Raw genomic sequence first — 21,868 nt, 5'->3', positions numbered from 1 at the left:
CTAACGGCTATGAATAGCCCCATCCTGATCGCCTGCGCCCACGGCACCTCCAGCACGCAGGGGGCTGCGGAAGTCAATGCCCTGCGGGCCGGTATCGCCGCGCTGCGTCCCGGGCTCGACGTCCGCGAAGCCTACGTCGATGTTCAGGACCCCGAGCTGCCCGCCGTGGTGGCGGGGCTCCCGGCGGGGGAAACCGCCGTCGTCGTGCCGCTGCTGCTGAGCGTGGGGTACCACGTCAAGGTGGACATCGCCCGGGCCGTGAAGAGCCGGCCGGGCACCCTCGCCGCGGCGCCGCTGGGCCCCGACCCGCGGCTCGCGGCGCTGCTGGACCAGCGGCTGCGCGAGGCCGGAGTGACCGACAACGACGCCGTGATCCTCGCCGCCGCGGGATCTTCTGACGCTACCGCCGCGGAAAACGTCGAGGAACTCGCGGGCCAGCTGCGCGCGCTCCGTTCCAACCGGATCGTGGCCGCATACGGCGCCTCGGCGACGCCGTCGGTGCCGGACGCCGTGGCCATGCTCCGCGAGGAGGCGGCGGGAGGCGCCGGCGCGGGGCTGTCGGCCGGGGCGGTGGACCTGGGCGGCCGGGTGGTCATCGCGTCCTACCTGCTGGCCCCGGGGTTCTTCCACGACCAGCTCGCCAAGGCCGGCGCGGACCTGGTCACCGCGCCCCTGCTGCCTTCCCCGGTGCTCGCCGAGATTGCGTTGGCGCGTTATGACGCGGCGGTCGCCGGCAGCGCTTCATGACGAAATGTTGCCCTAGGTGACCCCGCGTTTCTGACCCTTTGTGACGCCATTACGGCCACCCCTACAGTCGATCCATGACTGATACAGCTCTAGCCGGAGCGTCCCCGGACCAGGCTGCCGCAGGCCGCGCCAAGCGACCCGCCCGACCCGCGGCCAAGCCGCACGGGCAGTGGAAAGTGGACGGCACCGCCCCACTGAACGCCAACGAAACCTGGAAACAGGAAGACAACGGCCTAAACGTCCGCGAGCGTATCGAGTCCGTCTACGCCAAGCACGGCTTCGACTCGATCGACGGCACGGACCTGCACGGCCGCTTCCGCTGGTGGGGGCTCTACACCCAGCGCAAGCCCGGGATCGACGGCGGCAAGACCGCCACGCTTGAGCCGCACGAGCTCGAGGACAAGTACTTCATGCTCCGAGTCAGGATCGACGGCGGCGCCCTCACCACCGAACAGCTCCGCGTCATCGGCCAGATCTCCGTGGACTTCGCCCGTGGCTCGGCCGACCTCACCGACCGGCAGAACATCCAGCTGCACTGGATCCGGGTCGAGGACGTGCCGGAGATCTGGCGCCGCCTCGAATCCGTGGACCTGTCCACCACGGAGGCCTGCGGCGACGTTCCGCGCGTCATCCTCGGCTCCCCGGTCGCCGGCATCGCCAAGGACGAGATCATCGACCCGACGCCGCTGATCCACGAGCTCGCCGAACGGTTCATCGGCGACCCGGAGCTCGCCAACCTGCCGCGCAAATTCAAAACCGCCATCACCGGCCACCCCAGCCAGGACGTGGTCCATGAGATCAACGACGTCGCCCTGGTGGGCCTGGTCCACCCCGAGCTCGGCGCCGGCTACGACCTCTGGGTGGGCGGAGCCCTCTCCACCAACCCGATGCTGGGCAAGCGGCTCGGTGCCTTCGTCCGGCCCGAGCAGGCCGCCGACGTCTGGCTCGGAGTCACCAGCATCTTCCGCGACTACGGCTACCGGCGGATGCGCACCAAGGCCCGGCTGAAGTTCCTGCTGGCCGACTGGGGGCCGGAGAAGTTCCGCCGGATCCTCGAGGACGAATACCTCGGCTACAAACTTGCCGACGGCCCCGCGGCGCCTAAGCCCGCCACCCCCGGCGACCACGTCGGCGTGCACGAGCAGAAGGACGGAAAGTTCTTCATCGGCGCCACCCCGCTGGCCGGCCGGCTCTCCGGCAGCCAGCTGGTCCAGCTCGCGGACACCCTGGAGGCCCGCGGCTCGCAGCGGCTGCGCACCACGCCGCACCAGAAAATCGTGGTCCTCGACGTGCCCAAGGACGAGGTGGAACCGCTCGTGGCCGAACTCGACGCCCTGGGCCTCTCCGCCCGGCCGTCGGTGTTCCGCCGCGGCACCATCGCCTGCACCGGCATCGAGTTCTGCAAGCTCGCCATCGTGGAAACCAAGGTCACCGCCGCCACAGCCGTGGCCGAGCTGGAGCGCCGCCTCTCCGACCTGGTCGAGACCAAGCAGCTCCCGCAGGCCCTGTCGCTGCACATCAACGGCTGCCCCAACTCCTGCGCCCGGATCCAGACCGCGGACATCGGCCTGAAGGGCATGATGCTTCCCACGCCCGACGGCGACCCCACCCCGGGTTTCCAGGTCCACCTCGGCGGCGGGCTGGCCTCGGACAGCCGCGAGGAGGCGGGTCTGGGACGCACTGTGCGCGGTCTCAAGGTCACGGCCGAAGAGCTGCCCGACTATGTGGAGCGTGTGGTCCGGAAATTCGTCGCGGACCGTTCGGAGGGCCAGACCTTCGCCGAATGGGCCTTCGCCGCCGATGAGGGTGACCTGCAATGACGGCCGCACCCCGTTCCCGCGAGGAGCTCAAGGCACTCGCCGAGGCCGGCGCCGCCGAGCTCGGCTGGGACGTCCCGGCCCGCGAGGTGATCGCCTGGGTGGCGCGCAACTTCGAGCTGCCCGCCGTCGCCGTGGCCTGCTCCATGGCGGATGCCGTCTTGCCGGCGCTCGTCGCGGACCAACTCCCCGGCGTCGACGTGCTGTTCCTCGAAACCGGCTACCACTTCCCGGAAACCCATGCCACCCGCGATGAAGTGGCCGCGAACCTGCGCGTCAACGTCGTCGACGTGCTGCCGGAAACCACCGTGGAGCAGCAGGACCGGCTGTTGGGCAAGGATCTCTTCGCCCGCGACCCCGCCCAGTGCTGCGCCCTGCGCAAGGTGGCGCCGCTGCGCCGCACCCTCGCCGGCTACGAACTCTGGTTCACCGGGGTCCGCCGCGACGAGGCGCCCACCCGCACCAACACCCCGCTGGTCACCTGGGACGAAGCCAACGGCCTGGTCAAGGTCAACCCGGTGGCGGCCTGGAGCTTCGACCAGCTGGTGCGGTACTCCGATGACAATCTCCTGCCCGTCAACCCGCTGCTTACCCAGGGCTACCCGTCCATTGGCTGCCAGCCCTGCACCCGCAAGGTGGCGGCCGGCGACGACCCCCGCGCCGGACGCTGGGCAGGAACCGACAAGACAGAATGCGGACTACACGTATGAGCACTTTCCTGACTTCCGTGGCCGTCGACCCCGATGCCGCCCCCGCCCCTTCGCGGGACGGCGATGCTGCAAGCAGCATCGCGTCCCGCTCCGACAGGCCCGATGCCACTCCCTGGGCGGCATCGGGGTCGACGGCGGATGGCCGCCTGAGCTCCCCGGCCCGCCTGTCGTCTTTGGATACGTTGGAATCGGAAGCGATTCACATCATCCGGGAAGTGGTCGCCGAGTTTGAGAAGCCTGCGCTGCTGTTTTCCGGCGGCAAGGACTCTGTGGTGATGCTGCACCTGGCCACGAAGGCGTTCTGGCCGGGGAAGGTGCCGTTTCCGGTGCTCCATGTGGATACCGGGCACAACTTTCCTGAGGTAATCGAGTTCCGTGACCGGACGGTGGAGCGGCTGGGGCTCAGGCTCGTCGTCGGCAGCGTCCAGGAGTTCATCGATTCCGGCGCGCTGGCTGAGCGCGCGGACGGCACCCGCAACCCGCTGCAGACCGTCCCGCTCCTGGACGCGATCCAGCGCAACAAGTTCGACGCCGTCTTCGGCGGCGGCCGCCGGGACGAGGACAAGGCCCGGGCCAAGGAGCGCATCCTGAGCCTGCGCGACGAATTCGGCCAGTGGGACCCGCGGAACCAGCGCCCCGAACTGTGGAACCTCTACAACGGACGGCACACTGTGGGCCAGCACGTCCGGGCCTTCCCCATCAGCAACTGGACCGAGCTGGACGTGTGGCGCTACATCGAACGAGAGAACATCGAGCTGCCGGGCCTGTACTACGCCCACCAGCGCGAGGTCTTCGCCCGCGACGGCATGTGGCGCGCGGTCGGCGAGGCCTCCCAGCCGCGGGAAGACGAGCAAGTTATCACCAAGACCGTCCGCTACCGGACCGTCGGCGACATGTCCTGCACCGGCGCCGTGGAATCGGCCGCCGCCACCGTGCGCGACGTCGTCATTGAGGTTGCCGCCTCCACCATCACCGAACGTGGCGCCACCCGGGCCGATGACCGGATCTCCGAGGCTGCCATGGAAGACCGCAAGAAGGACGGCTATTTCTAATGAGCACCACCGCAACTGTGCCTGAATCCGCCGCAGCAAGCCTCGGGCTCTCATCCGCTTCACTGTTTAGGTTCGCGACCGCCGGCTCGGTCGACGACGGCAAGTCCACCCTGGTGGGCCGGCTGCTGCACGACTCGAAGGCGATCCTCTCCGACCAGCTCGACGCCGTTGCGCGCACCTCCGCGGACCGCGGCTTCGGCGGGTCCGGGGCAGCGGCCCCGGGAGGGACACAGCGGATCGACCTCGCCCTCCTGACCGACGGCCTCCGTGCCGAACGGGAACAGGGCATTACCATCGACGTCGCCTACCGCTACTTCGCCACGGACCGCCGCAGTTTCATCCTCGCGGACTGCCCCGGGCACGTGCAGTACACCAAGAACACCGTCACCGGCGCGTCCACCGCGGACGCCGTCGTCGTGCTCATCGATGCCCGCAAGGGTGTCCTGGAGCAGACCCGGCGGCATCTGTCCGTGCTGCAGCTGCTGCGTGTGGCCCACGTGGTCGTCGCCGTGAACAAGATCGACCTCGTGGATTTCAGCGAGGACGTGTTCCGCGCGATCGAGGCGGATGTCCAGCAGGTCGGGCGCGAGCTCGGGCTCGGTCGCCAGGAATCAAGTGCCGTCGGCGTCGCCGATCTGTTCGTCATCCCCGTGTCCGCGCTCGACGGCGACAACGTCGTCGACCGCTCGGACCGCACCCCCTGGTACCAGGGTCCGGCGCTGCTGGAGGTCCTCGAGACGCTGCCCGCCGCCGACGAACTCGAAAGCCACCTGGAGAGCTTCCGCTTCCCGGTCCAGCTGGTCATTCGGCCGCAGGGTGCGCTGGCGCCCGACGCCGTCGCCGGGGGACTCGACGTCGAGAATTACCGTGACTACCGGGCCTACGCCGGACAGATCACCGAAGGCTCGGTAAAAGTGGGGGATAAGGTCAATGTCCTGACCCCGGGCCAGGCGCCGCGCACCACCACCGTCACCGGGATCGACTTTGCGGGCCGCGAACTCACCGAGGCCGTGGCCCCGCGGTCCGTAGCGCTCCGGCTCGCGGACGAGTTCGACGTCGCCCGCGGCGACACGATCGCGGCGGCGGGGCCCGCCGGGGGCAAAATCCCGGAGTCCACCGCCGACCTGTACGCGGCGCTGTGCTGGCTCTCGCCCAAGCCGCTCCGCGAGGGCGCGAAGGTCCTGGTGAAGCACGGCACCCGCACGGTCCAAGCCTTGGTCCGCAACGTGACGGGCAAGCTGGATCTCGCCAACTTCCAGTTGGAGCCCACCACCACCCTGGAGCTCAACGACATCGGCCACGCCCAGCTCCGGCTCGCAGCGCCGCTGCCGCTGGAAAACTACCTGCGCCACCGGCGGACCGGGGCCTTCCTGGTGATCGACCCGCAGGACGGCAACACGCTTGCCGCCGGGCTCGTCAAGGACCACCCGGGCGACCACGAGGACGAGCGCTACTCGATCTGAGGCTCACCGATCGGGGGCGCTGTTCTACTGCCCTAAGCTTTGCAATAGCTCAAACCGGCGGCCTTGGATACCCTGCTGCTTAGAGGCGCTGCGCGTTGATCCGAGGGGGAGCGGTTGGAAGACCATGATTCCGTTATTGCCAGGTCCCTGGAGCACTACAGGGCTCTGCTTCCCCGGCTGAATGCTGCTTCGGACGCGATCGGGGATGCCATCCGCGCCCGGCTCCGCGACGATGGTCTCAACCACCACACCGTGCAGGCCCGGGTCAAGGACCCAGACTCGGTCAAGGAAAAGCTGGACCGCCTCACGGCCGACGGCAGGTTCAAATACGAGCGCGGCCTCGAGCAGCTCAATGACCTCATCGGTGTCCGGATCATCATGTTCCTGGAACCCGACATCGCGGACGTTGCCACGGCGCTGAAGGGGCAGTTCAACTGCCGCGAGGACGACGACAAGACCAGCTCCCAACGGCGGAACGGCCAGATCGGCTACGCCGGCCGGCACCTCATCCTCGAAGTCCCTGCCGGGAACGTACCAGTGGGCTGCCACACGTTCATCGGCGAGCGCTTCGAAGTCCAGATCCGGACGGTGCTGCAGCACGCGTGGGCCGCCTTCGAGCACGACATCCGGTACAAGGGACTCGCCGAGGCCAACGCGGAAGTGGACCGAGCGTTCACCATGGCGTCGACCCTGATCGAACTCGCCGACGCCCAGTTCTCGGCAATCAACGACATCGTCAAACGCCGCCAGGCCGAAAGCACGGCCGAGTTCGCCGCGAATCCCGCCACCGAGCTCACCGGGGACATCCTCCACGACATGCTCGCGCGGCTGCTCTCCGAACACCCCAGAAGCCAGGCCCGGCAGTACGGCTGGCTGGGGGACGTCCTGGCGGCCAACGGGGTGCGGACCGTGGCCGAGGCCGAGAAGCTGTTCGGTGCCGCCGACTGGTCCGGCGTGGCGAAGCGGATGGACTACAAATTCCCCGCCGGCCACGTCCGGATCGCCGACGACTTCCTGCTCAAGACATGGGGCGCGGACTACATTGCGCGGACCAAGTCCCTGGGCGACGACCCCAAACGGGAGGCGAAGCTGACGTACCGGCTGGAGCGGATGCAGGACTGAGCCTGCCGCACCCGAAACAATCAGGCGCCCGGCGGCCGGTATTTGATCTGCTCGGCCTTGGCCAGCGCTTCCATGGTTTCGTCGACCGTCAGGAGCACGGTCGTCTCGAAGGAGCTAAGTGCCCCGCCTCCGCTGATCGCGAGCGCAACCGCGGCCATGGACACGTTGTCGGGCGCCTCCCACAGGTTGTAGCCGTCGTGCGAGCCAAAGGCGTACCAGAAGCCGTGGAGCTTCCCGCCCACCGATTCGATGTAGGCCTGGGCGGCCTTCCTGCGGTCTTCCGGTTTGCTGATCAGTCTCGCCCACGTCTCGGGTGTGTAGCTGAACTTCGACAGATAGAGGGGCATCGTCTCGTCCTTTCCTGCGTGTCCCGGTTCAGTAAGAATGGCAGTCGGCTGCCTGGCCAGCAATGGCCGCGCCCGGGTCTCCCGCGAGCGGAGAGACCCGGGCCGTGCCCGGGCCTCAGGGTCCTTGCCACCCGGCCACCGGCGGACCATCATCGTCGTGGGAGGGCAGATCGTTGGAAGCCATCAACAGCCGTCTCTTCAGCTGGGCATCCATCCTGGACGACGAGACCCGCAGGCAGGCCCTCGCCACGGCCCAGCTGCCCATCATCTACCCGCACCTTGCGCTGATGCCGGACGCCCACCTGGGCAAGGGGGCCACTGTGGGCTCTGTCATCCCCACCGTGGGCGCCATCATCCCGGCCGCCGTGGGCGTGGACATCGGCTGCGGCATGATCGCCGTCCGCACCCAGTACATGCGCAAGGAGCTGCCCAAAGACCTGCAACGGCTGCGCGAGGCAATCGAGCGCGCCATTCCCTTGTCCGCCGGCCACTTCAACCGCAGGATCTCCGCCACCGCCGGACCCCGGCTCGCCGAGCTGCGGCGGCTGGCGGCGAAAGCGGGCTTTGACCCGGCTATGTACGCGGCCAACTGGGAGCTGCAGCTTGGCTCGCTGGGCTCGGGCAACCACTTCATCGAGGTTTGCGTGGATGAGAACGCCGCGGTGTGGCTGTTCCTGCATTCGGGCTCCCGCGGGGTGGGCAACAAGATCGCCCAGCGGCACATCGCCGAGGCCCGGAGCGTGGCCCTGCGCCGGCACATCGCCCTGCCGGACCGGGACCTGGCCTACCTCGAGGAAGGCACCCCCGAATTCCGCCGGTACCTCCGGGAACTGCGGTGGGCGCAGCACTTCGCCCTGCTGAACCGCGAGGAAATGATGGACAGGGTGGTCCAGCAGTTCGAATGCTGGGTCGGCGGCCCGGTCCGGGAACTCGAACGGATCAACTGCCACCACAACTTCACCGCGCAGGAAACGCATTACGGCAAGTCTGTCTGGGTCTCGCGCAAGGGCGCCATCAGGGCCCAGGCAGGGGACCCCGGGCTGATTCCCGGGTCCATGGGCACGGCGTCCTACATCGTCGTCGGGCGGGGGAACCAGGCGTCGCTGAACTCCGCACCGCACGGCGCCGGCCGGGAGTATTCCCGCACCGCCGCGCGGAAAGCGTTTTCGCTCGCCCAGCTGAAGACCGCCATGCAGGGCATCGAATTCCGGCCCCGCGAGGCCTTCATCGACGAGATCCCCGCCGCATACAAGCCCATCGACCTGGTGATGCGCGACTCTGCGGACCTCGTCAGGGTGCGGCACAAGCTCCGGCAGCTCGTCAACGTCAAAGGCGACTGAGCCCGGCCGGGTGCGAATGCAGGGTCCGCATATGACGCTGCATGAACTTGCGTGACCCCGGGTTTCCGCACCATTGAACCCGGTTCGTGGCCCTCCCTAGGGTGAGTCCATGACTACTCCGGAACGGTTCAACAGCCCCTCCCTCAGGGCACTCCAGGGGCGATGTCGCCGGCGCTGACCACCCGCCCGGCCCACCCGCACCCCCACGAACAGGATCCTTCCATGTCATCCACGCCTGAGAACCCCACCCCCGGCACCACCCGGATCGTCGCCGGCGAATCGGCCAAGCCGAAACGCAAGCGCACCGTCGAAATCGGCGTCGCCGTCGGCCTCGCCCTGCTGATCGGCGCCGGCGCCGCCGTCGCCTCGACGGTGTCCCGCACCAACGAGGCCGGGGCAGCGCCGGCCGCGGGCACCGCCCCGGCGACGGAACTCCGGCTCGGCTACTTCGGCAACATCACCCACGGCCCGGCCCTGATTGGCGTCACCAAGGGGTTCATCGCCAAGGAACTGGGTCAAACCAAGCTCAGCACACAGGTCTTCAACGCCGGCCCCGCCGCGATCGAGGCGCTCAACGCCGGCGCGATCGATGCGACCTACATCGGACCCAACCCGGCGATCAACTCCTACGTGAAGAGCAAAGGCGAATCCATCAGCATCATCGCCGGCGCCACGGCCGGCGGTGCGCAGCTTGTGGTCAAGCCCGGTATCAACTCGGCCGCCGGCCTCAAGGGCAAGACGCTCGCGTCGCCGCAGCTCGGCGGCACCCAGGACGTGGCCCTGCGCGCCTGGCTCGGCCATCAGGGGTTCAAGACCTCCACGGACGGCAGCGGCGACGTCACGATCAACCCGACCGAGAACGCCCAGACCCTCAAACTGTTTCAGGACGGTAAGCTCGACGGCGCGTGGCTGCCGGAGCCGTGGGCGTCACGCCTGGTGCTCCAGGCCGGGGCGAAGGTCCTGGTCGACGAGAAGGACTTATGGGAGAAGGGCGAGTTCGTCACCACCGTCCTGATCGTCAACAAGACGTTCGCCGCCGAGCACCCGGCCACCGTGCAGGCGCTCCTCAAGGGGCATGTTGAATCCGTCGACTGGCTGAACGCGGCACCCGCCGCAGAGAAGGCCACCGTCCTCAACGACGCACTCAAGGCAGCCGCCGGAAAGGCGCTGCCGGCCGACGTCATCGACCGGTCCCTGAAAAACATCGTCTTCACCACCGACCCGCTCGCCGGGACCTACAAGAAACTGCTCCAGGACGGCGTCGACGCCGGAACCACCAAGCAGGCCGACATCAACGGCATCTTCGACCTCACGGCGCTCAATAGTGTCCTGGGCGAGAGTGCGGCCGGCAAAACGATCTCCGCCGGAGGGCTCGGCAAGGACTAGCTCCTTAGCCTCCAGCCAACCGCAACAACAGTAAGGACCAGACCATGCCAGTCGTACTGGAAAACCTGGGCAAGCGCTTCGGCGACGGCGCCCCGGTGCTGGACGACGTCAATGCCACCATCGGGCAGGGCGAATTCGTCGCCCTGCTCGGTGCGTCCGGCTGCGGCAAGTCCACCCTCCTCAACATCATGGCGGGATTGGAGGCCCCGACGTCGGGCGCCCTCGAAGTGCCCAGCGACGGCGCTGCGTTCATGTTCCAGGACGCGGCGCTGTTCCCGTGGCTGACCGCCCGGGAAAACATCGAGCTGGCCCTGAAGCTGCGAGGCATCGGGAAAGCCGACCGCAGGATCCGGGCGGGGGAGCTGCTGGACCTGGTGCACCTGGGCGGCGCCGGCGACAAACGGCCCCACGAACTCTCCGGCGGCATGCGCCAGCGGGTGTCCCTGGCCCGTTCCCTGGCCCAGGACCGGCAGCTGCTCCTCATGGACGAGCCCTTCGCGGCCCTGGACGCGATTACCCGCGACCTGCTCCACGACGAGCTGGAACGGATCTGGAAGGAAACCGGCCGCACCATCGTCTTTGTCACGCACAACGTCCGGGAAGCGGTCCGCCTGGGCCAGCGTGTGCTGCTGCTCTCCTCCCGGCCCGGCCGCGTGGTGCGCGAATGGCAGGTCAGCGAGGAACACCGCACCGACGCCGGCCTGGCAGGCCAGCTCACCGGCGAAATCACCGCCCGGCTGCGAGAGGAGATCCGCCGCCATGCCAAATAACCAACTTCCCGTAGCGGAAGCTCCGGCCGAGACCCGCAAGGTCACCGCCGCCCTGACCCGTTCCGCCAGCGGAAAGGAAGACCTGCGCGAGCTCGAAGCAGGCCTCGATTCCCTGCAGTCCGATGCCATCCGCAGGGCCCGCATCGACTGGAGCAGGATCCTGCTGCCGGTGGCTGCGCTCGCGGTGCTGGTGATCCTCTGGCAGCTGTACGTGTCCCTCGGTTTCAAACGGCGCGACGTCGTGCCCGGCCCGCTGGATGTCATCGGCCAGATCGGCACGCTCTGGGGCGAAGGCAAGCTGCAGGAGGCTGTCTGGACCTCGCTGCAGCGCGGCGTGCTGGGCTTCCTGATCAGCGTGGTCATTGCGACGCCGGTGGGGCTCCTGCTCGCGCAGGTGGCACCCTTGCGGCGCGCCTTCGGGCCGCTGATCTCGGGCCTGCAAGTCCTGCCGTCTGTGGCCTGGGTGCCTGCCGCCATCCTTTGGTTTGGGATCACTGATGCCACCGTTTATTTCGTGGTGTTCATGGGTGCCATCCCATCGATCATCAACGGGCTGGTCTCGGGCGTCGACCAGATTCCACCGCAGTACCGCAGCGTCGGAAAAGTGCTGGGGGCCTCCCGACTCCAGTTGGCCCTGCAGATCATCCTGCCTGCGGCCCTGCCGGGCTACCTCGGCGGTCTCAAACAGGGATGGGCGTTCTCCTGGCGCTCGCTCATGGCCGCGGAAATCATCGCCGTTGGCGGCACCATCGGCTTCGGCCTCGGCTCGATGCTGGACCAAGGCCGTGTTCTGTCCGACATGACCATCGTCATGTCCGCCATCCTGCTGATCCTCGGCGTCGGGATCCTGATCGAACTGCTCGTCTTCGCACCGATCGAAAAACGCCTGCTTCGCCGCCGCGGCCTCCTCGCCGGCAGCACCCGCTAGATCCCTGGCGCCAAGCAGCGCGGGGTCCCTTACAGCCCATGATCTAAGGATTTATGGCCCGTAAGTGACCCCGCGTTGCTGTTGTCTGTCGTCAAAGGCAGGCCTACACTCACGGCTATAGGCCGGGTTACGGCCAAACCATCCGATTCCAAGGAGACAGCCGTGGCGCCAAAATTTGGAGTGCTGGCACTGGTCGAAGCCAAAGCGGGAAAGGAACAGGAAGTCTGGGACTTCCTCAACGGAGGCCGCGAGATCGTGCTCAGCGAACCTGGCACCCGGACCTGGTACGCCTTCCGGGTCAACGAGAACACCTTCGGCATTTTCGACACTTTTGACACCGAGGAGGACCGGCAGGCCCATCTCAACGGGGCCATTCCTGCCGCCCTCGGCCAACACGGCCCGGAGCTGCTGGCCAAGGATCCGGACATCAAACTGGTCGAAGTCATTGCGGTGAAGTAGGGGCGAAGGCTTTTTTCAGGACCCGGCGCCGTCCGTCCGGGGCGGCTTTGACACGGACACGCCGCCGTTTGAGGCCGGTGCGGCTGCCGCAGCCGTCAAAGTTCCCCCGGAGCGCCAGCGACTCAGCCAAACATCGGCCGGCCAGCCAGCCGGAGGAGACCCAGGTTACGCCCCGTTACCCTGCATGAACGGGTGTTTCCGCACCGTTGTTCCACTCTCGGACGCCGCCCTATCGTCGATGCATGGCAATTCAGGACATTTACCCCACCGCGCTGCGCCTGCTCGGCCGGCCCGTGCTGGTCGTCGGCGGCGGACCCGTCGCCGCACGCCGCGCCAGGGGACTGCTCGACGCCGGCGCCCGAGTCACCGTCGTGGCGCCGCTTGCCTGCCCGGCCCTGAACGACCTGTCCGACGCCGGGCTCCTCAGCTGGCAGCCCCGCCCTTACCGCAGCTCCGACGTCGACGGCGCCTGGTTCGTCCAGACCGCCACCGGCGACGCCGGCGTGGACGCGCAGGTCGCCGCCGACGCCGAGGCGCAGCGCATCTGGTGCGTCAACGCCTCCGACCACGAGGCCTCCGCCGCCTGGACGCCGGCCGTCGCCGTCGTGGATGACGTCAAGATCGCCGTCAACGCCGGGGGGGACCCGCGCCGGGCGATGGCCCTGCGCGACGCCGTCGCCACCGCCCTGGCTGCCGGGGACCTGCCGCTGCGCCGACACCGCGCTTCGGGCACAGGCTCGGCCGCCGGGGCCGGCACGGTGGCGCTCGTGGGCGGCGGACCAGGCGATACCGGACTCATCACCGTCCGCGGCCGGCGGCTCCTGGGCCAGGCCGACGTCGTCGTCGCCGACCGGCTCGGCCCGCGCGAACTCCTGGCCGAACTGGCCCCCGACGTCCGCGTGATCGAGGTCGGCAAGACCCCCGGCCACCACCCGGTCCCGCAGTCCGAAATCAACCGGATCCTCGTCGACGAAGCCCTCGCCGGCCACCGGGTGGTCCGGCTCAAGGGCGGCGACCCCTACGTCCTTGGCCGCGGCGGCGAGGAGGCCGAATTCTGCCGGCAACACGGCGTCGAGGTGGAAGTGGTGCCCGGCGTGACCTCGGCGGTCTCAGTCCCCGCCGCCGCCGGCATCCCGGTCACGCACCGGGGCCTCGCCAAGGGCTTCAGCGTGGTCACCGGCCACGAGGAGCTTTCCGAGGTGCCCGCCCGCGCCGACCACACCGTGATTCTGCTCATGGGCGTGGGACAACTGCGCGATTCCGCGGCCTCGCTGGGACGCGCCGGTTTGCCAGCCGGGACGCCTGTTGGCATCGTAGAGAATGGATACCTGCCCAACCAGCGGGTGACCATCGGAACGCTCGAAACCATCGCGGACCAGGCGGAGGCCGCAGGCGTCGCGAATCCTGCCGTGATCGTGATCGGAGACGTGGTCCGCGTCAGCCCGTTCGCGCCGTCGCACTTCAAGACCGCGGACTACAGCACCACCTCCCCGAACGTCCCGCGCGTCCCCGCCCGTTAGTTTCAGCCCGCGTCACGACCCCGTAAAGACCGTCGATTGCTCCATAACTGCCGTTATCAAGCCTCAAAAGGGCGGTTATGGAGCAACGGATGCAGAAGAATAAGGAACACAGCCGTGTCAACGAACACCCCCGTAGGAACCGCCGCCCGCCCGCTGCGCGTCGCCGTCGTCGGTTCCGGCCCCGCCGGCGTCTACGCCGCGGACATCCTGACCAAGAGCGAGGCCGTCAAGAGCGGCGAGCTCACCGTCAGCATCGACCTCTTCGACCGCTACCCGGCACCCTACGGCCTGATCCGGTACGGCGTGGCCCCGGACCACCCGCGCATCAAGGGGATCGTGAACGCCCTGCACAAGGTCCTGGACCGCGGCGATATCCGTTTCTTCGGCAACGTGGACTACGGCACTGACCTCACGCTCGAGGACCTCCGGACCCACTATGACGCCGTCATCTTCGCCACCGGCGCCATCAAGGACGCGGACTTGAACATCCCGGGCATCGAGTTGGCAGGCTCTTACGGCGGGGCCGACTTCGTCTCCTGGTACGACGGGCACCCGGACGTGTCCCGCGACTGGCCGCTGGAGGCCAAGGAAATCGCGGTGATCGGCAACGGCAACGTGGCCCTGGACGTGGCCCGGATGCTCTCCAAGCACGCCGATGACCTGCTGGTCTCAGAGATCCCGGACAACGTCTACCGCGCCCTGAAGGATTCCCCGGTTACCGACGTCCACGTCTTCGGCCGCCGCGGCCCGGCGCAGGTGAAGTTCACCCCGCTGGAGCTGCGCGAACTATCCCACTCCAAGGACGTGGACATTGTCCTCTACCCGGAGGACTTCGAGTTCGACGCCGAATCGGACCGCCAGATCCAGAGCAACAACCAGACCAAGACCATGGTGGGCACGCTCACCAACTGGATCGCCGAGCAGCCGGAGGATCTCTCCGAGCTCACCGCGTCCCGGCGCCTGCACCTGCACTTCCTGCACAGCCCGGTCGAGATCTTCGACGATGCCGCCGCCCCCGGCCGCGTCGCCGGCATCAAGTTTGAGCGCACCGAACTGGACGGCACGGGCAACGCCCGCGGCACCGGCGAGTTCATCGACTACCCGGTCCAGGCCGTCTACCGCGCCATCGGCTACTTCGGTTCGGCCCTGCCCGAGGTCGAGTTCGACCACAGCAAGGGCGTCGTCCCGAACGACGGCGGCCGCGTGCTGGATGCCTCCGGAGACCACGTGCCGGGCATCTACGCCACGGGCTGGATTAAGCGCGGCCCGGTGGGCCTGATCGGGCACACCAAGGGCGACGCCCTGGAAACCGTGACCTACCTGCTGGAGGACCGCGACAGCCTGCCGCAGGCGGCTGCGCCCGCGCCGGAGGCGATCGTCGGACTGCTGGAAAACCGGGGCGTGCAGTACACCAGCTGGGAGGGCTGGCTTGCCCTGGACGCGCACGAGCGGTCCCTCGGCGAAAAGGCGAGCGCCGGCGCGGACAGCGTCCAGCGCGAACGCATCAAGGTGGTCCCGCGCGAGGACATGGTGGAGATCTCCCGCGGCGGAGTCGCTGCAGAGGTCTGATCTCTTGTAGCTATGTTGCGTACGCGATCCGGGGCGGTAGTCAGTAGGCTTACCGTCATGGACATTGCCAGGCACCCAGGATCCGGCCGATGAGGCTCCGTCACAGCAACGCGTCCGGCCGCGGCTACCGCCGGGTTCCCGCCGGGACCGGGTTCAGCTACAAGGACCTGGACGGGTCGACCCTGCCGGCCGGCCCGGTGCGGGAGCGGCTGGAAAGCATCGGGATCCCGCCGGCCTGGACCGATGTCTGGATCGCGCCCTACGAGAACGGGCACATCCAGGCCACCGGGGTCGACGCCGTCGGCCGGCGCCAGTACATCTACCACCCAAGCTGGCGGGAGCGGAAGGACCGGCTGAAGTTCGACCGTTCGCTCCAACTCGCGGAAACCCTGCCGTCCGCACGCCGGCTGGTGACCCTGGACCTGCGCTCCGAAGGGCTCACCCGGGAGCGCGTGCTCGCGGCCGCCTTCAGGATGCTGGACAGCGGATCGCTGCGCGTGGGCTCCGAGCGGTACACCAACGAGAACGGCAGCCACGGCCTGGCCACCCTGCTCTGCGCCCACGTGAAGGTGCGCAAGGACGAACTCCGGCTCAGCTTCCCGGCCAAGAGCGGCAAGACCTGGGAGTCCCGGATCGACGACGCCGACCTCGCCGCCGTCGTCCGCTCGCTCAAGCGCCGCGGCGGCAACGCCCGCCTGCTGGCCTACAAGAACGGCCGCAGCTGGCATCCGGTCACCAGCGCCGAGATCAACGAGTACGTCAAGGAACGCACCGGCGCGGACTTCACCGCGAAGGACTTCCGCACCCTGCGCGGCACCGTCGCGGCGGCCGTAAGCCTGGCCAAGAGCGGCCCGCAGGCCAAGGTCTCGGCCCGGAAGCGCGCCGTGAGCCGCGCCATGGTCGACGCCGCGGCGGTGCTGGGCAACACGCCGTCGATCGCCCGGAAGAGCTACGTGGATCCGCGCCTGCTGGACCACTTCGCGGCGGGGGAGACCATCGACCCGAAGCGGCTGGATTCGGCCGAGTCGGAGATCCGGGCGCTGCTGTACCAGGAGGGTGCGGTCGTCCCGCTGCGCTGACCGGCAGCCGCAGCGGAAAGGGCCGGCGCGGAACCCGGCGCGTCAGAACCCGGCGCGTCAGAACTCGGCGTTGATGAATCCGATGATGATCGCCGTCCACCAGCACGCCTGCGAGATAACCAGGCACACCAGCAGGTGGATCCGCTGACCGGCGCTCAGGCCCCGGAAGGGGGTTTCCGGCGGCAGATGGGCCAGCCGCCGCATCAGCGGGATCAGCATGATGCCGTTCAGGCTGAGCACCAACACGGCGGCCAGTTTGACGTCTGTCATCGGGTTGTTCAGGTGCGGGTTCAGGAACACCCCGGTGGCCAGCAGGCCGGCGAGGCCCGCCCAGATCAGCGGCGTGGCGGCTCCGTCGAGCCGAATGGTTTCGGCCAGTTTGCGCCGGCCGAGGAGCCACAGGAAGCCGTGCCAGTCGACCAGGAGGATGGCACCGAAGGACACCACCAGGGACAGGACATGCAGGACGACGGCGATGTTGTGGGCGTAGCCGCCGACCCGGACCGCCGTAGACATCGTGACCGACAGCAGCCACGCCGCTGCCGCCGCCGCGGACAAGGCGATCACCAGGCGCCGGGTGGACCGCTCGGATTCACGGTGGCGCCGGATGGTGCGTCTGCTGACTGGGACGTAGCTCATGGCCCTACCTCGAAGAACCGACCCGCTGGGGGCGTGCTCGGTACCTGCCGGAAGAGAAGGAAACGCGGTTCCGGGCCTAGCTAAAACGATATCCCCGGCCCCGCGCGGCAACAAGGGAGGAAACCTACGCTACATCCGGCCGAACCGTGCGCGGATCAGGGCGAAAACCCCGTAGGCCATGAACCCGGCGCCAATAGCCAGCAGCAGGTAAGGCCCGAACGGGTGGTGCTGCAGCGCCTTGAGGCTACCGTCCAGCCCGGTGGACGAGCCGGGGTCATTGGTGGCCGCGGCCATCACGAACAGCAGGCCGGTCAGGACCAGCGCCAGACCCTTGGCAACGTGGCCGGCCACGCCCAGGCCGCTGATGAGGTGGCCGCGGTGCGTGCCTTCGAAGTGGCGCAACTCCTCCTTGAATTTCTTGCCCAGGCCCTTGACCACGAAGAAGACGCCGATCCCACCCACTGTCAGTCCCAGGCCGATCAGCAGTGGTGCGCCCAGCGGCCGGTTCATCAGGGCTTCGCTGAATGCCGCGGTGGAATCGCCCGAGTCGCTGCGGAAGCCCAGGGCGAAGCTGGCAAAGGTGAAGCCGACGCTGCCGTAGGCGATTGCCAGGAAGCCCGAGGAGACCAGCTTGCCCAGCCGTTCGCCGCGGGGCAGGTGCCTGGCCCGCAGGGTCGCCTCGCTCAGCTGCCACAGGGCGAGTCCGGCGCAGCCGATGAAGCAGAGCCACAACACCGCCGGACCCCAGGGGTTGGCGGCGAGCTGCTCGATCGCTCCGGTGGGCTCGGCCTGGCCCGGCGCGCCCAGGACCAGCGCGACGGCGATCGCCCCGATGACAATGTGGAGCAATGCCATCACGGCGAACCCCCACCGCGCGACGACGTCGAGCACCCTGCTGTTTGAGGCGGCCTCTGCGGCATCGGCGGCTCCGCCGATGGCAGCCTCGTGCTGCGGCACGGCACGACCGCCCGGCAGTTCGCCGCTCAACCGTTTGCCTCCATGGCCACGAGCTTACGCGCAACGGGGCGGCTCTTCCGGCGGCCCTTCCGGCTGGAAGCCGGCGGACTGGCACCGGAATACCGGGACTACCAACTTGTTGGTAAGTGTGCTTACTATGTCCGGGGTGCGGCGTCGCATGTGGCCGCACCATTCCGGATTCGAATTCACACGATAGGAAGCTCACCATGGCAGGTAATCTTGTTGCCCGATCCATCCACGACCTGACCGCCGGCGCGTGGTTTGGCGGTTCGCTGATGGGCGCCATCGGGCTGAACGGCGCGACGGCGGAGGCCAAGGATCCCGCCGAGCGCACCCGTCTGTCCAGCCTCGGCTGGAAGAAGTGGGCCCCGTACCAGACGGCCGCATTCGGCGCGCACTTCCTTTCCGGCCTCGCCATCATGTGGGAGAACAAGGGCCGGATGGCCAAGCAGGACGGCGTTACCCGGCTGAGCATCTACAAGTCCATCGTCACCCTGGCCGGTGCAGCCGTGACGCTGTACGCCGGACTGCAGGGCGCGAAGGTGGACAAGCTGGCCGCCGAGGGCGCCGAGGGTGCCACCGAGCCCAAGCCGGGCGCCTCGGAGGAACTCCGCTCCGCCCAGCAGCAGCTGAAGATCCTGCAGTGGGCCATCCCGGTCTTCGCAGGCTGGGTGATCGTCCTGGGCGCCAAGCACGGTGAAATGCAGCGGCCGAAGAACGTCTTCAAGGGCCTCTCCCGCTAAGCGCGCTGGTTCCACTCCGACGCGGGGTCAGACCGCTCCCACGGCACTTGCCGGACGGGCGCGGTCTGGCCCCGCGTTGTTCGTGGCGGGGATGCGTGCGTCAGCGCGGGTGCCGGGCGCTGAGCCGCTGCACGGCCAGCGCCAGCCAGAGCTGAACCCGGTCCGCGGTCTGTGCCGGGTCGTAGCCGGTCAATTCGGTGATTTGCGCCAGCCGGTAGCGGACCGTGTTGCGGTGCAGGGTGAGCTCCTCGGCGACGGCGGCGACCGAGCCGTTGTTGCTCAGGTAGCTCTCCAGCGTGGTCATCAGTTCGGCGCCGTGCGCGGCGTCGAAGTTCCGGAGCGGGTTCAGCGACTCGTTCGCCATGTCCGCCAGCGGAACGTCCTCGCTGGCCAGCAGCAGCGAAGTCAGGCTCAGCCGCTCCGGCTCGTTGACGGGCAGGCCGTGGCTGGCGGCGTCGCGGGCCTCGAAGTAGCTCCAGCGCAGGCCGTTCGGCTTCGTATACGCCCCGCCGATGCCGATCGTGGCATGGATGCCCGCCTCGGCGAGGTGGTCGCTGAGGCTCCGGGCCAGGGCGCTGGCGCCGCTGCCGTCGTCGTGCACCAGCACCACCAGGTCCTTGCCGACGACGGCGGTCACCGCCGCCGCCAGCGGCTGCGGCAGCGAGGAGCTCCCTAGCTGCTTGGTGTGGGCCGCCGATTCCGCCAGCAGGACCACGTTCTTGCGGGTGCTGTTGACGCCGATGCCGGCGAGCCTGCGGGTGGCTTCGGTGGCATCGAGGGTCCCGTGGATCACGTCCTCAAGCACCTGCCCGGCCAGGGCGCGCTGCGACTGGCGTTGCTTGACCATGTTGTTGAGCTCGACGCTGATCAGGTTCTGCGCATAGCCGACGATGCCCGAGTCTTCGAACGGGTGCCTGACCCACAGCGTGCAGGCGTCGCGGCGGCCGGTCGGGATCGGGTACGAGGCCCAGCGGTCCGCCGTGGGGGAGGGGCTGCCGACGGCGCTGTTGTAGAGCTGCGCGGTGAACTGCGTCAGGACTATCTCGGTGCGCAGCATGGAGCCGAGGTGCTTGAGCAGCTCGGCGAGGCCGCCGCCGGTCAGCAGGGCGCGGGCAAGGACCTGGTGCCCGGCGATCAGGCGCTCCAGCTTGGCGTAATGGTCCGCTGATTGGGCATCGGCCACGAGCTTGCCGATGGCGATGAAGGGTGTTTCGTAGGGCACTTCCACCACCGGAAGGCCCCAGCGGTTGGCCTCGGCGATCAGGGCCGGCGGCACCGCGTCGTGCGTCAGCCCGATCCCGAAACCGATGCCCACCGCGCCGGCGCGCTGGACCTGGCGGACAAAGCGGCGCTGCTCGGGGGCGGTCCTGAGCCGCATCCCGGTGGTGAGGACCAGTTCCCCGCCATTGAGGAAGCGCTGCGGGTCCTCCTGCTCCGTCACCGCGACCCAGTGGATATCCTGGTGCCAGGTGGTCTCCGCGAGGCCCGATTTCGTCAGCTTGAGGGACGGAACCCCCAGCAGGGCCGCGAGTGAAATTGCCATGGAATCAGGATAACCGGGGGTTGGTCAACCGCACTAAAGTCCCGCGGCTTCGGTGTGCAGCTGCCTATTCCCTGCCTTGCGTGCCTGGCATAGGCTCGGAGCAGTCGCAGTTCCCTCATACCTGCCTTTCCGAGGCCAGCACGAAAGAGGTTGTACACCGTGGTTCAAACCTTGCAGAACTTCATCAACGGCGAGTTCGTCACCCCCGCCGGGACCGCCCTGCTGGACATCGTCAATCCCACCAACGGGGAGGTGGTGGCCAAGTCGCCGGTCTCGGTGCAGGCCGACGTCGACGCCGCCATGACCGCCGCGAAGGACGCCTTCGCCAGCTGGAAGCACGTCACCCCCGGCCAGCGCCAGCTCATGCTGCTCAAGCTCGCCGACGCCGTCGAAGCCAACAGTGACGAACTCGTCGAGGCCCAGCACCGCAACACTGGTCAGGTCCGCTCCCTGATCGCCGCCGAGGAGGTTGCCGCGGGGGCAGACCAGCTGCGCTTCTTCGCCGGTGCCGCCCGGATCCTGGAAGGCAAGTCCGCCGGCGAGTACTTCGAGGGCCACACCTCATACGTGCGACGCGAACCGATCGGCGTCGTCGCCCAGGTCGCCCCGTGGAACTACCCGTTCCTGATGGCGATCTGGAAGATCGGCCCCGCACTCGCGGCCGGCAACACCATCGTGCTCAAGCCCTCCGACACCACACCGGAATCCACCCTGGTCCTGGCCCGCCTCGCTGGCGAGATCCTGCCGTCAGGGGTGCTCAATGTTGTCCTCGGCACCGGTGAGACCGGCTCGCTGATGGTGGAGCACAAGGTCCCCGGCCTTGTCTCCATCACCGGTTCGGTCCGGGCCGGCATCGCCGTCGCCTCCGGTGCCGCCAAGGGCCTTAAGCGGGCCCACCTGGAACTTGGCGGCAAGGCGCCCGCGATCGTGTTCAAGGATGCGGACATCAAGAAGAGCGCCGCGGCCATCGCCGAGTTCGCCTTCTTCAACGCCGGCCAGGACTGCACCGCGATTGCCCGCGTGCTGGTCGAGGACGCTGCCTACGATGACCTGCTCGCCGCCATGGTGGAGCACACCAAGACCCTGCGCACCGGTTCGCAGAACGATGAGGACAACTACTTCGGGCCGCTGAATAACGTCAACCACTTCAACACGGTCAAAGCCCTGGTGGAGTCGCTGCCGGAGAACTGCAGGATCGAGACCGGCGGCCACCAGGCCGGGGACAAGGGTTTCTTCTTCGAGCCCACGATCGTCACGGGCGTCAAGCAGAGCGACGACATCGTGCAGAAGGAAGCCTTCGGCCCGGTCATCACGGTGCAGAAGTTCAGCACCGAGGCCGAGGCGATCGAGCTGGCCAATGACGTCGACTACGCCCTCGCCTCCAGCGTCTGGACCACGGATCACGGCACGGCCATGCGGGTCAGCCGCGACCTGGACTTCGGTGCCGTCTGGATCAACACCCACATCCTGCTCACCGCCGAGATGCCGCACGGCGGGTTCAAGCAGTCCGGCTACGGCAAGGACCTCTCGATGTACGGCGTCGAGGACTACACCCGCATCAAGCACGTCATGAGCGCGCTCGACGCATAACCACAGATGCATAACTCAGGCGCATAACGCGGCTGCATAACGCTACCGCCAGACTCGGCCCCGCCG

Annotated in this window: 20 protein-coding genes; 16 read left to right on the top strand and 4 right to left on the bottom strand. The window is 68.3% G+C overall.

What is annotated here, in order from left to right; translation table 11 throughout:
- The first annotated feature begins 9 nt into the window (after positions 1-9).
- The 6 genes from HNO80_RS03145 to HNO80_RS03120 all read left to right on the top strand — a co-directional run bounded on the left by HNO80_RS03145 (position 10) and on the right by HNO80_RS03120 (position 6,911).
- Positions 10-747, top strand: coding sequence for a sirohydrochlorin chelatase (locus tag HNO80_RS03145; RefSeq protein WP_175321385.1), 738 nt, complete (start codon positions 10-12; stop codon positions 745-747).
- Between the two features lie 74 nt (positions 748-821).
- Entirely contained in the window at positions 822-2,567 is a 1,746-nt protein-coding gene (locus tag HNO80_RS03140; protein ID WP_217500518.1) for a nitrite/sulfite reductase, read from the top strand.
- Positions 2,564-3,274 (top strand): phosphoadenylyl-sulfate reductase, encoded by a 711-nt coding sequence (locus HNO80_RS03135; RefSeq protein ID WP_175321384.1) that lies wholly within the window; start codon positions 2,564-2,566, stop codon positions 3,272-3,274. Before HNO80_RS03140 ends, HNO80_RS03135 begins: the two co-directional genes overlap by 4 nt.
- On the top strand, positions 3,271-4,326 hold the full coding sequence (gene cysD, locus HNO80_RS03130) for a sulfate adenylyltransferase subunit CysD (protein ID WP_249777135.1): 1,056 nt from the start codon (positions 3,271-3,273) through the stop codon (positions 4,324-4,326). The genes HNO80_RS03135 and cysD overlap by 4 nt, the downstream gene beginning before the upstream one ends.
- Positions 4,326-5,789, top strand: a complete 1,464-nt coding sequence (locus HNO80_RS03125) for a sulfate adenylyltransferase subunit 1 (RefSeq protein ID WP_175321383.1) — start codon at positions 4,326-4,328, stop codon at positions 5,787-5,789. The genes cysD and HNO80_RS03125 overlap by 1 nt, the downstream gene beginning before the upstream one ends.
- Positions 5,790-5,903: 114 nt before the next feature.
- Entirely contained in the window at positions 5,904-6,911 is a 1,008-nt protein-coding gene (locus HNO80_RS03120; protein ID WP_175321382.1) for a GTP pyrophosphokinase, read from the top strand.
- A 20-nt stretch (positions 6,912-6,931) separates the two neighbouring features.
- Here the strand turns inward: HNO80_RS03120 and HNO80_RS03115 are convergent, their stop codons facing one another.
- On the bottom strand, positions 6,932-7,258 hold the full coding sequence (locus HNO80_RS03115; RefSeq protein WP_175321381.1) for a GYD domain-containing protein: 327 nt from the start codon (positions 7,256-7,258) through the stop codon (positions 6,932-6,934).
- 173 nt (positions 7,259-7,431) lie between these two features.
- Between HNO80_RS03115 and HNO80_RS03110 the strand changes: the two genes are divergently transcribed.
- The 8 genes from HNO80_RS03110 (at position 7,432) to HNO80_RS03075 (ending at position 16,309) form a co-directional block, all read left to right on the top strand.
- On the top strand, positions 7,432-8,598 hold the full coding sequence (locus HNO80_RS03110) for an RtcB family protein (RefSeq protein ID WP_175321380.1): 1,167 nt from the start codon (positions 7,432-7,434) through the stop codon (positions 8,596-8,598).
- A gap of 222 nt (positions 8,599-8,820) precedes the next feature.
- Entirely contained in the window at positions 8,821-9,984 is a 1,164-nt protein-coding gene (locus HNO80_RS03105) for an ABC transporter substrate-binding protein (RefSeq protein ID WP_175321379.1), read from the top strand.
- Between the two features lie 44 nt (positions 9,985-10,028).
- The gene (locus HNO80_RS03100; protein WP_175321378.1) at positions 10,029-10,754 is read left to right on the top strand and encodes an ABC transporter ATP-binding protein; all 726 of its coding nucleotides are present in this window, start codon (positions 10,029-10,031) and stop codon (positions 10,752-10,754) included.
- Positions 10,744-11,682 carry an ABC transporter permease gene (locus HNO80_RS03095; protein WP_175321377.1) on the top strand — a complete coding sequence of 313 codons (939 nt, stop codon included), beginning with the start codon at positions 10,744-10,746 and terminating at the stop codon, positions 11,680-11,682. Before HNO80_RS03100 ends, HNO80_RS03095 begins: the two co-directional genes overlap by 11 nt.
- A gap of 162 nt (positions 11,683-11,844) precedes the next feature.
- On the top strand, positions 11,845-12,141 hold the full coding sequence (locus HNO80_RS03090) for a putative quinol monooxygenase (RefSeq protein WP_175321376.1): 297 nt from the start codon (positions 11,845-11,847) through the stop codon (positions 12,139-12,141).
- Between the two features lie 242 nt (positions 12,142-12,383).
- A complete protein-coding gene (cobA, locus tag HNO80_RS03085) occupies positions 12,384-13,661 on the top strand; it encodes a uroporphyrinogen-III C-methyltransferase (RefSeq protein ID WP_175321375.1) in 1,278 nt (425 codons plus the stop codon).
- Positions 13,662-13,775: 114 nt separating this feature from the next.
- A complete protein-coding gene (locus HNO80_RS03080) occupies positions 13,776-15,230 on the top strand; it encodes an FAD-dependent oxidoreductase (RefSeq protein WP_175321374.1) in 1,455 nt (484 codons plus the stop codon).
- Positions 15,231-15,319: 89 nt separating this feature from the next.
- On the top strand, positions 15,320-16,309 hold the full coding sequence (locus tag HNO80_RS03075; RefSeq protein WP_175321373.1) for a DNA topoisomerase IB: 990 nt from the start codon (positions 15,320-15,322) through the stop codon (positions 16,307-16,309).
- A gap of 57 nt (positions 16,310-16,366) precedes the next feature.
- Here the strand turns inward: HNO80_RS03075 and HNO80_RS03070 are convergent, their stop codons facing one another.
- Both HNO80_RS03070 and HNO80_RS03065 read right to left on the bottom strand, forming a co-directional pair.
- On the bottom strand, positions 16,367-16,948 hold the full coding sequence (locus HNO80_RS03070; RefSeq protein WP_175321372.1) for a hypothetical protein: 582 nt from the start codon (positions 16,946-16,948) through the stop codon (positions 16,367-16,369).
- A gap of 129 nt (positions 16,949-17,077) precedes the next feature.
- Positions 17,078-17,935, bottom strand: a complete 858-nt coding sequence (locus HNO80_RS03065) for a DUF1206 domain-containing protein (protein ID WP_249777134.1) — start codon at positions 17,933-17,935, stop codon at positions 17,078-17,080.
- A gap of 197 nt (positions 17,936-18,132) precedes the next feature.
- Between HNO80_RS03065 and HNO80_RS03060 the strand changes: the two genes are divergently transcribed.
- Positions 18,133-18,669 carry a hypothetical protein gene (locus tag HNO80_RS03060; protein WP_175321371.1) on the top strand — a complete coding sequence of 179 codons (537 nt, stop codon included), beginning with the start codon at positions 18,133-18,135 and terminating at the stop codon, positions 18,667-18,669.
- Positions 18,670-18,769: 100 nt separating this feature from the next.
- Here the strand turns inward: HNO80_RS03060 and HNO80_RS03055 are convergent, their stop codons facing one another.
- Complete coding sequence (locus HNO80_RS03055) at positions 18,770-20,212, bottom strand: PucR family transcriptional regulator (RefSeq protein ID WP_175321370.1); 1,443 nt, start codon at positions 20,210-20,212, stop codon at positions 18,770-18,772.
- A gap of 159 nt (positions 20,213-20,371) precedes the next feature.
- Here HNO80_RS03055 and HNO80_RS03050 point away from each other — a divergent pair, with 159 nt between their 5' ends.
- Complete coding sequence (locus tag HNO80_RS03050) at positions 20,372-21,802, top strand: gamma-aminobutyraldehyde dehydrogenase (RefSeq protein ID WP_175321369.1); 1,431 nt, start codon at positions 20,372-20,374, stop codon at positions 21,800-21,802.
- The last annotated feature ends 66 nt before the right edge of the window (positions 21,803-21,868 follow it).

This window comes from Arthrobacter sp. C9C5 (genome assembly GCF_013359735.1).
GTDB lineage: Bacteria > Actinomycetota > Actinomycetes > Actinomycetales > Micrococcaceae > Arthrobacter.
This window is presented reverse-complemented; position numbering and strand designations above follow the sequence as displayed.